13 protein-coding genes and 1 pseudogene are annotated in these 13,577 nt (G+C 38.1%); 13 read left to right on the top strand and 1 reads right to left on the bottom strand.

All coding sequences use genetic code 11. From position 1 onward, the window contains the following. The 3 genes and pseudogenes from NQ185_RS19905 to NQ185_RS19915 all read left to right on the top strand — a co-directional run. Positions 1-209, top strand: a pseudogene (locus NQ185_RS19905) (sugar ABC transporter permease); the annotation flags it as partial. Between the two features lie 25 nt (positions 210-234). Further along, positions 235-1,131 carry a carbohydrate ABC transporter permease gene (locus NQ185_RS19910; protein ID WP_257583840.1) on the top strand — a complete coding sequence of 299 codons (897 nt, stop codon included), beginning with the start codon at positions 235-237 and terminating at the stop codon, positions 1,129-1,131. Between the two features lie 60 nt (positions 1,132-1,191). Next, the gene (locus NQ185_RS19915; RefSeq protein WP_257583841.1) at positions 1,192-2,838 is read left to right on the top strand and encodes an extracellular solute-binding protein; all 1,647 of its coding nucleotides are present in this window, start codon (positions 1,192-1,194) and stop codon (positions 2,836-2,838) included. Positions 2,839-2,877: 39 nt separating this feature from the next. Here the strand turns inward: NQ185_RS19915 and NQ185_RS19920 are convergent, their stop codons facing one another. After that, positions 2,878-3,705, bottom strand: coding sequence for a sugar phosphate isomerase/epimerase family protein (locus NQ185_RS19920; protein WP_257583842.1), 828 nt, complete (start codon positions 3,703-3,705; stop codon positions 2,878-2,880). A 154-nt stretch (positions 3,706-3,859) separates the two neighbouring features. On the opposite strand from NQ185_RS19920, the gene murG reads away from it, so the two are divergent. From murG to NQ185_RS19970, 10 genes are all read left to right on the top strand, one after another. Further along, on the top strand, positions 3,860-4,924 hold the full coding sequence (murG, locus tag NQ185_RS19925; protein WP_257583843.1) for an undecaprenyldiphospho-muramoylpentapeptide beta-N-acetylglucosaminyltransferase: 1,065 nt from the start codon (positions 3,860-3,862) through the stop codon (positions 4,922-4,924). Between the two features lies 1 nt (position 4,925). Continuing rightward, positions 4,926-5,282 (top strand): hypothetical protein, encoded by a 357-nt coding sequence (locus NQ185_RS19930; RefSeq protein WP_257583844.1) that lies wholly within the window; start codon positions 4,926-4,928, stop codon positions 5,280-5,282. Positions 5,283-5,318: 36 nt separating this feature from the next. Then, positions 5,319-7,301, top strand: a complete 1,983-nt coding sequence (locus tag NQ185_RS19935) for an alpha-L-rhamnosidase-related protein (protein ID WP_257583845.1) — start codon at positions 5,319-5,321, stop codon at positions 7,299-7,301. Continuing rightward, entirely contained in the window at positions 7,298-8,479 is a 1,182-nt protein-coding gene (locus NQ185_RS19940; RefSeq protein ID WP_257583846.1) for a Gfo/Idh/MocA family protein, read from the top strand. The genes NQ185_RS19935 and NQ185_RS19940 overlap by 4 nt, the downstream gene beginning before the upstream one ends. A gap of 63 nt (positions 8,480-8,542) precedes the next feature. Then, the gene (locus NQ185_RS19945; RefSeq protein ID WP_257583847.1) at positions 8,543-9,301 is read left to right on the top strand and encodes a phytanoyl-CoA dioxygenase family protein; all 759 of its coding nucleotides are present in this window, start codon (positions 8,543-8,545) and stop codon (positions 9,299-9,301) included. A gap of 85 nt (positions 9,302-9,386) precedes the next feature. Continuing rightward, positions 9,387-10,211: a sugar phosphate isomerase/epimerase family protein gene (locus NQ185_RS19950; RefSeq protein ID WP_257583848.1), complete on the top strand. Its 825-nt coding sequence runs from the start codon at positions 9,387-9,389 to the stop codon at positions 10,209-10,211. A gap of 18 nt (positions 10,212-10,229) precedes the next feature. Beyond that, positions 10,230-11,033 (top strand): sugar phosphate isomerase/epimerase family protein, encoded by an 804-nt coding sequence (locus NQ185_RS19955; protein WP_257583850.1) that lies wholly within the window; start codon positions 10,230-10,232, stop codon positions 11,031-11,033. A 26-nt stretch (positions 11,034-11,059) separates the two neighbouring features. Beyond that, positions 11,060-12,016 carry a sugar kinase gene (locus NQ185_RS19960; protein ID WP_257583852.1) on the top strand — a complete coding sequence of 319 codons (957 nt, stop codon included), beginning with the start codon at positions 11,060-11,062 and terminating at the stop codon, positions 12,014-12,016. Positions 12,017-12,128: 112 nt separating this feature from the next. Then, a complete protein-coding gene (locus NQ185_RS19965) occupies positions 12,129-13,115 on the top strand; it encodes a Gfo/Idh/MocA family protein (RefSeq protein WP_257583853.1) in 987 nt (328 codons plus the stop codon). 80 nt (positions 13,116-13,195) lie between these two features. Then, complete coding sequence (locus NQ185_RS19970) at positions 13,196-13,477, top strand: hypothetical protein (protein WP_257583854.1); 282 nt, start codon at positions 13,196-13,198, stop codon at positions 13,475-13,477. The last annotated feature ends 100 nt before the right edge of the window (positions 13,478-13,577 follow it).

Consider the following 13,577-nt stretch of genomic DNA (forward strand, 5'->3'; position numbering starts at 1 on the left):
CTGGTTTTGAGGATATTCTCCTTTTAGGCTCTAACCCTGTTGTAAGGGATGTAGCGGATGTCTTGGATACGTACGTATACCGTCGAGGTATTCAGCACTCACTATTTTCTTATGCAACCGCTGTCGGCTTGTTTAAAGCCATTATTAGTGTAGGCTTGCTCACATTGGCAAACTTCTTGTCAAGAAGAGCAGGAAGCAGCTTGTGGTAAAAAAAGGGGAAGAGGAGGATTCCACATGTTAAAAATGACAACAGGCGATCGCGTCATGTCGATCACCATTTACATCGTGCTTACAATCTTAGCTTTTGTCACCTTTTATCCGTTCTGGAACGCATTGGTCATCTCGTTTAACAGCGGAATCGATACGATGAAAGGTGGAATCACCTTTTGGCCGAGGGTTTTCTCCTTGGACAACTATGAGATCGTTTTCCAAGATTCACGTATTTTGAATGGATTTTTCATCTCCATTCTTCGTACTGTGATTGGAACGGCAACAGCCGTCATGTTTACTGCGATCTTTGCGTATGGGATGTCGAGGAAAGAATTAATTGGTCGCGACTACTATATGATTTTCTGTGTAGTCACGATGTTTTTCAGTGGCGGTTTGATCCCTACCTTCTTATTGATTAGAGGATTGGGACTGTTCAATACATTTTGGGTGATGATTATTCCAGGCTTAGTCAGCGTATGGAACATGATCATCTTCCGGACCTTCTTCCAAGGCTTGCCTGCAGGACTGGAAGAATCCGCAAAAGTGGATGGCTGTGGATATTGGGGAACATTCTTCCGAATCATCCTTCCGCTATCCGGTCCGGTTATCGCAACATTATCGTTATTTACAGCTGTGTATCACTGGAATGACTGGTTTTCTCCGAGTATCTATATCTCAGATCAAAAACTACTTCCGATCCAAACGATGCTACAGCAAATCCTTAGCTCCAACATTATGACGGAGCAAATGGCGCAAGCGGATTCAACAGCTGCGGCGCATATGCAAAAGTTAAAATCAGTCTCAACAAAATCCCTATCAATGGCGACAATGATGGTCGCAACGATACCAATCATCTGTGTATACCCATTCGTTCAAAAGTATTTCGTTAAAGGGGTATTGGTTGGTTCTTTGAAAGGGTAATCAACTTGGTTTAAGGCGCAAGCTTTAAATATATATATAAATAATAAGGGGGAAAAAGAAATGAGAAACAAGATGAAGTTTTTATCTTTATCTCTAGTTGCTCTACTTATGGCTTTCGGTGTATTGTCGGGCTGCGGTAAAGACAGTGCCGGCGATAAAGGCGGAGCAAAAGATTCAGGCAGTAAAAGCGATGGCTTTGTTCTCGGTGAGGATGAGCTAGAATATACAATGTACGGTCACTACGATTGGTATACTATGCCAAACTGGGGCGAAGACGAAGCATCAAAATGGATTAAAGACAACATGAAAGTTAATGTCAAGCCAATTAGTTCTGGTGGTAATGCTGCACAAAAATTCAACACAATGATCGTTGGTAACGACCTTCCAGATGTAATGTGGTTAGATCGTAATGCGGACTTAGATAGACTTCGTAACAACGATATGTTAGTTCCACTTGATGAATATATTGAAAAATATCCAAATATCAAGGAATGGGTTGGAGAGTCTACTCTTAACATGCTACGTGCTGAAGATGGACATATTTATAGTATTCCTAACTGGTATACAATGCAGCCAAATGGTAACTCTGGTTACGTAGTAAATGAAAAGATTTATAAAGAATTAGGTTCACCAAAACTTGAAACAACTGAAGATCTTTATGCTTATTTGAAACAAGTTAAAGAAAAATATCCAGATGTAGTACCATTTGAAGCTGGACAAGGTGGCGGACTTGAAATTCTATACTCTGCATTTGGAGAAGAGCATCCAAACCTTTTCATGGGTCAGCACTTTGTACCAGATGGTGATAAACTATCATCGATCTTTACAGATCCAGTATTTAGAGAAGCAATGGTTTATATGAATAAGCTTTATAGTGAAAGATTGATTTCACAAGATACATTGACTCAAACACTAGAACAATCGAAAGAAAAAATTGTTTCTGGTAGATTTGCAGTATTTGCAGAAAGCTCTCCTACTGAATCTGCAAACTTGGCAGATACACAATTAAAGGCTGAAGATCCAGACGCAGGTCTAAAAATGATCTGGCCAATCCATAAAGAAGGTTTGGACAAAGAAAAAATTACTCCTGGAACATGGAGCCAACTAGGCTGGAACGTAAATGTTATTACGAAGGCAGCTAAAAATCCTGAAGCAATCTTTGCTTTCCTTGACTGGATGGTTGGTCCACAAGGACAAAGCACTATATTCTGGGGACCAGAAGGCCTATATTGGGATGGAACTCATGCTGTTGAAGGTGTAGATGAAGCACCAGTATTTACAGAAAAATACACTACTGATGTTGAAAATCGTGATAAATTGATGAACGTTACGAATAGTCTTCAATGGGTTGGTAACACTGTTTTTCTTGATAAATCAAAAACAGCATATGAAATGACATTGCCAGAAGATCAACAAAACTGGGCAACTAAATATCAAATGAGCATTACTTGGAAAACTCAATTGAACTCAACTGAATTCCAAAATCTATCTCCACTTCCTGAAACGGAAGAAGGTATGGCTGAGCAACGTGTGAATGAAATTTATGACGAAGCAAGAGCGAAAGCACTTCACGCGAAAAGCGAAGAAGATGTTCTAAATATCCTCGACCAAGCTGAAAAAGATGCTCAAACTGTAGGGTATGCTAAATTACTTGAGTTCAAAACTCAAAAATGGCAAGATAACAAAGCAAAAATGTCTGGTAACTAATCAAATAATGGCCTCATCCACTCGGATGAGGCCATTGCTTTATAGATAGGAATCTACTATCTTTCTAACCCGCTCAATTCCTTCCCACATATCTCCAGGACCGTCATATATTAAATTAATAGGTCCATTGTAGTTATTTGCTACTAACTGATCTAAACATTTTCGGAATTCCTCTTCATCGGGGATACCATCTGAATCCATATCTGGCTTTGCATGAACAGATTGGCTATAAGAAATTATCTTTTCAATCTCCTCATATTTATTCTCACCTTTAAAGTTGCCAAAGTCTGCGATAAGCCCCAATTCTTCATTACAATTTTTAACTAATTGAATACAGTTGTCAGCAGTTGAAGTGAGCGAATGGAAGTTTTCAGTTATTATTCGCACTCCTAGATTATTTGCGTATTTTATAAGATCGTTCAAAGCTTCAGATGAAAGTGCCAGTGCTGCTTCATTTTCGGGGGAAGCATCACCTGCGATAATCCGAATTTGTTTTGCTCCACATTCACTCGCGATATCAATCCAATTTTTTATTAAACTAATATCAGCATGTCTACGAACTTCATCATCAGCTGTAATATCTCCATAATCCAATAAAAGTGTATTAAACGTTATATTCGCTTCCTCACATGCTAACTTTAGTTTTTCCAAGTAATCTGAATCAGTAGAGGGAAAATTGAAATGGCATATTTCAATTGCTTTAAAACCTTTAGAAGAGAGGATTGCTGGCAACTCAAGGAGAGTCATCGTTTCTGGTTGATACTCTACTTGTATAGTATGTTTTTTTTGCTCCACGTCCCAGATTGTCCAATTCAAAGGACCGAGATTTCGATGCAAGCTCCAAGTACTTAAAGATAAATATGACATAAAAAACCACTCCTTAATGAAGAATCAAAAAATCCGCTTATACCATAATTCTACTATTTCTTTTAAATTCCTTTTTAAATTCAAAATTAATAGCAACTCAAGATGAATTTACCATATAATAATGATAAAATCGTCGTAATTTTCAGGAGGATTTATGGGGAAAAAGAAAATTGTGTTTACCGGCGGAGGATCAGCAGGGCATGTGACCCCCAATATTGCTATTATTCGCGAGCTAAATAAAGAGGATTGGAATATTTTTTACATAGGGTCAAAAAAAGGGATTGAAAAAGAGTTAGTTGAAAAAGTCAATATACCTTATTACACCATTAGCAGTGGGAAGTTGAGAAGGTATATAAACTTCGAAAATGTCATTGATGTTTTCAGAGTACTTAAAGGGTGTCTGGATGCAAGAAAAGTCTTGCAAAAAATAAAACCAAATATTGTATTCTCAAAAGGAGGATTTGTTTCCGTCCCCGTTATAGTAGCTGCAAGACTATTAAAGATTCCTATATTTATTCATGAAAGTGATTTAACACCTGGACTTGCGAATAAAATTTCGCAAAGATTTGCAACTAAGATTTTCACTTCTTTTGAAGAAACGATGAAATATTTTCCTGAAAATAAAACAACATTTATTGGATCGCCGATTAGGAGGGAAGTTTTACAAGGATCCGCCGAGAAAGGAATGGAATATCTCAATTTTAATAGTAAACTTCCAATTTTGACTATTATGGGTGGCAGCCTTGGTGCGAAAAAAATTAATGAAACTGTCCGCGGTGCTATCGAACAATTGACAAAGAAATATCAGCTTGTCCATATTTGTGGAAAGAATAATATTGATCCGAATATGTCTGACATACTAGGGTATAAGCAGTTTGAATACATACACGATGAGCTTGCCGACATTTTGGCTGTAACGGATATCGTGATTACGCGCGGAGGTTCAAACTCTATTTTTGAATTTCTGGCACTAAAAATACCAATGATCATCATTCCGTTGACTATAAACCAAAGTAGAGGAGATCAAATTTTAAATGCAAAAGTGTTCGAGGAAAAAGGATATTCAATAACCTTAGAAGAAGAAGCGCTTACGACAAAGGCATTAATTACCAACTTAGAACAGGTTTTTAATAATAGAAAAGAAATGCAAAATGCGATGAATTTATATACAAAAAAAGATGCTTTATCATTCTTACTTAATGAAATAGGGAGAGTGTAAAATGGAAGAAAATAAGCAATGGTTATCAAAGTGGATTTGGTCAAAGAATGCATCGATTGATTTTCATGAAAATGTTTATTTCAGAAGAACGTTTCAACTAGAAGATGAGAACTGTCAATTAATCGTTCATGTTAGTGCTGACAGTAGATATCGTCTTTTTCTTAATGGCCAGTCCATTTGTGTTGGTCCCTTAAAAGGTGATAATCACACCCATTATTATGAAACTGTTAATCTTTCACCATATTTGAAACGAGGGAAAAATGTATTGGCCGCTAAAGTCGTACATTATTCCTTTAATAGTTCGGAGCCAAGTCCGGAATCGATTTGGCATTCACCAAAAGGCGGTTTCCTTTTGTAGGGAAGTGTACAAACTTCAAGTGGTAAGATAGTCGAAATGCTCCATACGGATGAAAAATGGAAATGTTTTGTAGATAACGCTATCCATTACGAAGCTGAATCATGGATATCATCCATTTGGCTAGGTGGAGTAGAGAGAGTAGATGGAGCTAAACTTCCCCATGGATGGGAATTGGTTGAATACAATGACGATCATTGGAATCATGCTGTACCATTTCTTGCACCTCAACTAGATCATGGACTGCTGACACCTTGGCAATTAACTAGCCGAACGATTCCTTTATTATATGAAGAGGAAAAGTTTTTTACTAAAGTCATGCGCGCTCAAGAAGAAGCTGTTTATTCGAATGACATTTTTACTAAAAAATCTGATCCTCTAACCATTGCACAAGGAACCCAATTTATAATAGAACTAGATGCGGGTGAACTAACAACTGGATACTTGAATATTAAAGTTTCAGAAGGAAACGGTACAAAAATCAGTATTTTAACTTCTGAGTGTTATGAAAAGGAAGATCCAAAAACCGGCAGACGAATAAAAGGGGTAAGGGATGAAGTATCAGAAGGAAGCAAATTGTTGGGTGATTCCGATATATATGTTGTATGTGGTACACAAGAGGGACTTGAAGTTTATGAGCCATTTTGGTGGAGGACTTTCCGATTTGTAAGATTGAAAGTTGAAGTTGGTGATGAACCAATTACGATTCATTCTTTTACCTATCGGGAGACAGGATATCCATTAGATGTTAAGGCCAATTTTAAAAGTTCTGATGCTACAATGACACCTCTATGGGATGTGAGTGTACGAACGTTAAAACGTTGTATGCATGAAACATATGAGGATTGTCCGTATTATGAACAATTACAATATGCAATGGATACAAGGCTGCAAATTTTATTTACATATTCTATTAGCGGTGATGATCGTTTAGCTAGAAAAGCGATATTCGATTATCATAGTTCACTATTGCCTTCTGGCATGCTGCAAAGTAGATATCCATCCGTTTTACCACAAGTCATTCCCGGCTTTTCTATTTACTGGATACTTATGGTGCACGATCACTATATGTATTTTGGCGATGATGAATTAGTGAAAAGATACAGGCCTACGATAGATGCCGTCTTGGATTGGTTTGAGAGAAAAATAGGATCTCATGGACTTGTCGATAATCTTACTAGTTCATATTGGAATTTTGTTGATTGGGTAGCAGAGTGGCACAATGGAATTCCAGGGGCTGTCTCAAAAGGGCCATTGACTATCTATAATTTAATGTATGCGGTTGCTTTGCAAAAAGGGGCAGAATTAAATGAATGGACAGGACGACCTGATGTTGCAAGAGAATATCGAGAAAGGGCTAAAAAGCTAAAAGATGCTATTCATTCATTATGTTGGTCTGAAAAAGTAGGGCTTTTCCAAGATGGACCAAATGTTGAGGAATACAGTCAACATGTCCAGATTTGGAGTGTTCTGCTCGGTGACATGGAGGATGAAAAAGCAGTAAAAGTAATGGAGAGAGTACTCAATGATCATACACTTTCCAAAGTTTCTTATGCTATGGCATTCTTCCTTTTTCGGGCATTATCTAAAACAGGATTATATCATCGATCCTTCGATCTATGGGATACTTGGCGTGAAATGATTAAGTTAAATTTGACAACATGGGTGGAGGACCCTGTTGGCGAAAGAAGTGATTGTCATGCATGGGGTGCTGCACCCTTATATGAATTCACATCCGAAATATTAGGAGTAAAGCCCGATTTACCTGGATATAAAAGAATTTTGATTGAGCCAGAGCTTGGAAATCTTTCATGGGCAACAGGCTCGGTAGCTACACCACATGGCCTTGTAGATGTAGCTTGGGAATTATCGGGTAATGAATTTAGTATTAATGTTGATGGTCCAGAACATGTCCCATTAGCATTAAAGTTGCCTAATGGAGAATGTTTCCTTTATTCAAGTTCAAGAAATATTAATCATAAATGTTTGCTTAGATATTATGATGAGGTGGGAAAGCAATGATAAAAAATGATGTGAAGATTGTATTGGTTGGCATCGGTGGTTACGGAAATGTGTATGTAGAGAAGCTTCTTAATGACCGAGATGAATTAAATGCGAGCATTGCTGGAATTGTAGATCCTTATCCTGGAAGAAATGCGAATTATGGAAGAATTAAAGACCTGAACATTCCTGTCTATTCTACAATAGAAGAATTTTATGTGAATAATAAAGCTGATCTTGCTATTTTTTCAACGCCAATCCATCTACATGCCACACAAGTTTGTTACGCACTTGTTCATGGGAGCAATGTGCTTTGTGAAAAACCAATGTGTGCATCTGTAGAAGAGGCTAAAAAGATAATAGAGACACGAAATCAAACAGGGAAATTCGTTGCGATAGGGTTTAATTGGTCTTTTAGTCCATCTGTTCAAAATATGAAGTCAGATATATTAAAGGGGGTTTTTGGAAAACCTAAACGACTTAAAACGATTGTAAATTGGCCGCGCGACGCTAAATATTATAACCGGAATAATTGGGCTGGACGATTGTACAGTGAAGATGGCGCTCCCATTTTGGACAGTGTCGCCAACAATGCAACCGCACATTATCTCCATCATATGTTCTATTTATTGGGGTCGAAATTTGATGAGAGTGTTAGGTTAAAAGATGTAACTGCCGAATTGTATCGTGCAAATACTATTGAAAGCTTTGATACTTGTGCAGTGAAGGTGACAACGGAAGATAATGTGGAAATTCTTTATTATGCTACACATGCTGTAAAGGATTCATTTGGGCCGCAATTTTTATATGAATTTGAGTATGCAACCATTTATAAGTCAGAAGGTGAGAATGACAATCAAATAGTAGCACGTTTTACAGATGGAACACAGAAAATTTATCCTGACCCTGAAAGAGATCATCTGCAAAAATTATTCACTTGTATTGAAGCAACACTTTGCGGTAATCAAGATATTCCTTGTGGGCCAGAGGCGGCGACAACGCATGTACAAGCAATCGCAGCTATGCACGAATCAGTCCCTGATATTGCGCTATTTCCTAAAAGTCTCATCAATTTAGATAAAGATATAACATGGGTGGAAGGATTAAGCGATACATTTATCGAATGTTACAAGCAGTGGAGGTTGCCAAGTGAAAGGAAGATACAGTGGGCAAAAATCGGAAAAAGGATAGAAATATAGGTTAGTAAATTGCCATAATCAATTTCATCTACAAATTTGTAAAAGAAAAGGAGAGGTTTTTTCATGCAAACGCCTGTAAAAGAAAGTCGTTTAGTGCCACTAACTGAAGATCAGGTTTCTCAATATGACAGAGATGGTTATTTAGTAGTAAAGGGTGGCTGTAGCAGCGATCTGATTGATGCTTACAACTCACATATTTACACTGTTCGTTCTGCGGAAAAAATAGAGGACTGGGCAAATCCTCATATCGGGAAAATTTTATCTGAGAAGGATCGTTTTTCTCTGCGTCTATTTAACCCACATCTTCACGATGGATTCTCAATGCAACTAATGAAGCTTCCGATTGTGCGAGGAGCATTAGCACAAATACTCGGCGATGAAGCAGTCGGTGTACAAAGTATGTATTTCTACAAATCTCCCGGCTCACCTGGGCAGGCGGCGCACCAAGATTATTATTATATTCATAACGAACCAAATACATTAACCGCTGCCTGGATTGCCATGGAAGAGGTGGATGAAGAAAATGGATGCTTATGGGTGATTCCGGGCAGCCATAAAGATGGGCTCCTCCCACATGGAAAGGTAAAAGATACGAGTGAGCATGAATCATGGACTGATGAGACAGAAGGGGCAGATTTATCAAAACAAATTCCGGTTGTCATGGAAAAAGGGGACATCGTATTCTTTCATAATCTGCTAATTCACTCTTCTGGAAAAAACCGGACAAGCGACAGATGGCGTCGCTCCTATGTATGCCACTATATACGACATGATTCGGTGATTGAGAGAGAGGATTTAAAGAATAAGATTTCATTAGATTAAAACTTTAGATTAAATGGCGGAGATTATTCCGTCTTAGTTTTTGATGAATAGGTAGAATTATATCGTTAAGGCAGGAGTTTACTATATGTTCAAATACAGTTTAACTCAATGGATTTTTGGTAATGAAAGCTTGGAGGAAAGTCTTAAAAGATTAAAAAAATATGAATATGACGGAGTTGAGCTAGCAGGAGAACCTGATTTAATCAATTTACAAGAAACAAAGGAACTTTTAAAGAAATATGATATGGAGTGCAGTTCCATTTGCGGTATTTATAATGAGGATAGAGATTTATCTTCTGCTGATTTTGCGATCAGAAAAAATGCAATCTATTACGTTAAAAAATGCATTGACATGGCGAAAACGTTGGGTGCACGTATCGTCATTGTTGTTCCTACATATGTCGGTAAATTAAAGGCAGAATCAGAAGAGGAATGGAACTATGCGGTAGCTAGCATTCGGGAATTGGGAGATTACGCTGCTCAGCAAAATATTACCCTAGCATTAGAAGCGATTAATCGTTATGAAACCTACTTAGTCACGAATCTGCATACTGCCAAGCAATTTATTGAAGAAGTGGGCTCGGAAAATGTAAAAATAATGGCTGACTTTTTTCATATGAATATTGAAGAAAAGAATACAATTAAGGCTTTGATAAATATTTCGAATCTTCTCGTTCACGTCCATATTGCTGATAATACAAGGGAAGCTGCTGGTTTAGGACAAACTGATTTCAAACCAATTATGTCATTTTTAAGAAATATAAATTATTCTGGTTACGTAAGTATGGAATTTTTGCCATCCGTGTCAAATCCATATTTAGTCTCAGAGCATCATAGTAAATCTAGTGTTTACGATGACTATGCAAGGCAATCAATCGAACATATAAAAGCTATTGTTAAAGATTTATAGGAGTTGGAGGGCAATAATATGAAATGGGCTTTTATGACAGCGAATTTTGTGGCAAAGGAATTGAATTATCAAAATAGCGATGATTGGGGCAAGTGCCATCAAGCAACATTTGAGGCGTTTCATGGGCCACAGTTTTCTTCGAAGTTTGAAGAAATCATTTCGATGACGAAAGAGATGGGGTTTGATGCAATTGAATTATGGGTGGCTCATTTAGATCCGCTTCATGCTACACCTGAAATGATTGAGCAAGCATTACATATTTTAAAACAATATGAGATGACTGTTGCTTCCTACACAGCGGGCTTCGGGTCACCTGGAGTTACAGTAGATGAAGCTACGAAAGTTTTTGAGACTTCAAAAGCCATTGGTACACCTGTATTAGCCCAAGGATTCCATTCAGATAACGGTCCAGTCGTTATGCCGTTGGCTAAAGAATATGGAATTCGGGTTGGGTTAGAAAATCACCCTGAAAAAACACCGCAAGAAGTGATTGATAAAGTAGGACCATTTTCTCCATGGATTGGTGCGGCTGTTGATACAGGCTTTTTCGGTACACATGGGTATGATAACGTCAAAGCACTTCGCGAATTGAAAGACTATTTAGTGCATATACATCTCAAGGACGTTAGAGCTGCAGGTGCCCATGATTCATGTACGCTAGGTGATGGAATTGTTGATATTAAAGGAGTTCTTTCTGTATTAAAAGAAATTGATTATGAAGGAACGATAACAATAGAACATGAGCCACACCACCATGATCCTACCGACGATGTAAAAGAAAGTTTAAGACGCGTAAAAGCTTGGTGGGAAGAGATTCAATAAACGATTTTTTGGCAGAGGTGATACATATGGACAAACAATTTCCTGAGGTCGTTACATTTGGAGAATCTATGGTTTTAATGACTCCCGTGAATACGAAAGGAATAGAATACAATAATGAATTTATCAAATCATTTGGAGGAGCGGAGAGTAATTTTGCAATTGCAGTTACCAGGCTCGGGAATAAGGCGGGTTGGTTTAGCCGCTTAGGGAAAGATCCTTTCGGAAGAAATATTTTGAAAGGAGTAAGAGGCGAAGGGGTGGATGTATCGAGAGTTGGTTTAACTCATGAGGCCCCGACTGGTTTTATGCTGCGGGAAACCGTCGCGGGAAAAACCTCAGTTTATTATTATAGAAGTGGATCAGCTGCTAGCAAACTGAGCACTGAGCATTTGGATGAAGAATATATAAAGAATGCAAAAATATTGCATATTACCGGTATTACATGTGCTATTAGTGAATCGGCACGAAATGCAGTATACGATGCAGTCCGTATGGCAAGAAAACACGGGGTAAAAATATGCTTTGACCCGAACCTTAGATTAAAGCTTTGGACAATAGAAGAAGCTAGGGAAGTTTTATTACCTTTAGCGGATGAAGCGGACTATTTTTTACCTGGTTTAGATGAGCTTAAGTTACTATACGGAATTAATAATACAGAAGAAATATTTTCAAAGTTAAAGGAATTAAAGGCTGTTTCAGTTGTAAAGGGTGGAAATGATGAAACGCTTTTAGTTGAAAATGGAGAAGTAGCATCCTTTCCATACATGCCTGTTGAAAAAGTGATAGATCCCATTGGAGCAGGAGACGGCTTTTGTGCAGGTTTTGTCTCTGGATTGTTAAAAGGATTCAGCCACCACGAATCGGTCCGTTTAGCTAATATGGTGGGTGCTCTCGTCATACAAAGTGAAGGGGATTGGGAGGGGCTTCCTACTTGGGAAGAGGTCCAAGCTATCCTAAATAAGGAAATTCACATAGAAAGATGATTTTCTTTTACTAAAAAAAAGGATTTAATGAAGGGAAAATCGAAAAAGTATTCGTTTACTATTTTTATTGGTTGTTTTAGTTAAGATATTCTACTAAAAAGGATGCGATGAAATGGGTAAAATTCGAGTAGGAATGATTGGGACAGGTGGTATTGCACATTGGCATGCTAGACAGCTTAAAGAATTGGATGAAGCGGAAATTGTCGCCATTACTGATCCAAGCGCGGAAAATAGGGAAAGAATTATTTCTGAGCACCAATTAGATGGGGTTATTGAATTTACAGATCACAAGGAGATGCTAGAGAACTCAGAGCTTGATGCTGTAGTCATTTGTTCGCCGCATACCCTTCATTTCCAACAAGCAATGGACGCAATGAACAGCGGATGTCACGTATTGATTGAAAAACCAATGGCTTGTTCACAAAAAGAAGCAGAACAACTGATAGAGAAAGCTGAAGAGCTCGGAAAACTACTTCAAGTATCGTATCAACGACATTTTCAACCTGAATTTTTATTTATCCGCGAGCAAATCGCGAATGGTGAAATTGGTAAACTAACATCTGTAACGGCTTCACTCTATCAAGAGTGGGGACAAGGTACCGTCGGCAGCTGGAGGCAAAACCCTGCCCTTTCAGGTGGCGGAATGTTGATGGATTCCGGAAGTCATATCGTCGACGTTCTTCTTTGGACGACAGGTCTATCTCCCGTAGAAGTTTCAACCCAGATGCAAAAGCATCAGTCCCCAGTTGAATTGGATTCATTTACGTCTATTCGATTTGAAAATGGTGTAGTCGCTGGTTTGAATATCGTTGGATTTGCTCCATGTTGGCATGAAACATATGTATTCTGTGGGGATAATGGTGGGATTTTTTATGATAATGGGAAGATTACCATTCGTCGCCTAGGAGAAGAACCGATCACTCCACAACTTCCAGAACAAACAACTAATCAGGATAAGAGCTTTATTGATGCCATTCTTGGCAAACATGAAGTGTTAGTTCCGGGTATGTTTGCGAAAGAAGTAGTAAAACTTACAGAAATGATTTACAAGGCAGCAGGTTACAATCCATTAGGTGAAAATGATAAGGTAATATCTTAAAAAATGTGCGGCCTGACATTTTTTCCATGTCAGGTCTTTTTGATATAATAATGTTAGATTAATAGAGGAGGAATTTTGCGATGATTAAAGGTTTAAGTACAGCAGGATTAGGTCAAGTAAAAAATTTAGAGGAACTTATCATTCTAGCTTCCGAGAATGGTTTTGGTTCAGTCGATACATCTGGCCAAGAATTACGTGATTTTGCTGAAGAAAAAGGTTTAGATAATGCAAAAGCATTTTTGAAAGAGCACAAGGTGTCGATAGGTTCAATTGGATTGTCAGTGGAATGGAGACAATCTGAGAATCAATTTAAGGAAGGTTTGGGTGCGTTAGTTGTGCGAAATGTTTCTGGCTTAAGTTGAGATTGGTAACAATACTTAGGTAAAGGTCAGACAGTTCCTGTCGGAACTGAAGGGTTATATCGAAGAGCCAAATGAAGGGGTAACGCCCTGAAGGGCTCTC

The organism is Lederbergia panacisoli (assembly GCF_024626525.1).
In the GTDB taxonomy this organism is placed as follows: domain Bacteria; phylum Bacillota; class Bacilli; order Bacillales; family Bacillaceae_C; genus Lederbergia; species Lederbergia panacisoli.

Bases quoted from the DNA above. Each gene is read 5' to 3' on its own strand.
- NQ185_RS19955 (WP_257583850.1), top strand. From the start codon at position 10,230: ATGAAATGGGCTTTTATGACAGCGAATTTTGTGGCAAAGGAATTGAAT.
- murG (WP_257583843.1), top strand. From the start codon at position 3,860: ATGGGGAAAAAGAAAATTGTGTTTACCGGCGGAGGATCAGCAGGGCAT.
- NQ185_RS19965 (WP_257583853.1), top strand. From the start codon at position 12,129: ATGGGTAAAATTCGAGTAGGAATGATTGGGACAGGTGGTATTGCACAT.
- NQ185_RS19915 (WP_257583841.1), top strand. From the start codon at position 1,192: ATGAGAAACAAGATGAAGTTTTTATCTTTATCTCTAGTTGCTCTACTT.
- NQ185_RS19935 (WP_257583845.1), top strand. From the start codon at position 5,319: ATGCTCCATACGGATGAAAAATGGAAATGTTTTGTAGATAACGCTATC.
- NQ185_RS19945 (WP_257583847.1), top strand. From the start codon at position 8,543: ATGCAAACGCCTGTAAAAGAAAGTCGTTTAGTGCCACTAACTGAAGAT.
- NQ185_RS19930 (WP_257583844.1), top strand. From the start codon at position 4,926: ATGGAAGAAAATAAGCAATGGTTATCAAAGTGGATTTGGTCAAAGAAT.
- NQ185_RS19970 (WP_257583854.1), top strand. From the start codon at position 13,196: ATGATTAAAGGTTTAAGTACAGCAGGATTAGGTCAAGTAAAAAATTTA.
- NQ185_RS19960 (WP_257583852.1), top strand. From the start codon at position 11,060: ATGGACAAACAATTTCCTGAGGTCGTTACATTTGGAGAATCTATGGTT.
- NQ185_RS19940 (WP_257583846.1), top strand. From the start codon at position 7,298: ATGATAAAAAATGATGTGAAGATTGTATTGGTTGGCATCGGTGGTTAC.
- NQ185_RS19950 (WP_257583848.1), top strand. From the start codon at position 9,387: ATGTTCAAATACAGTTTAACTCAATGGATTTTTGGTAATGAAAGCTTG.
- NQ185_RS19910 (WP_257583840.1), top strand. From the start codon at position 235: ATGTTAAAAATGACAACAGGCGATCGCGTCATGTCGATCACCATTTAC.
- NQ185_RS19920 (WP_257583842.1), bottom strand. From the start codon at position 3,705: ATGTCATATTTATCTTTAAGTACTTGGAGCTTGCATCGAAATCTCGGT.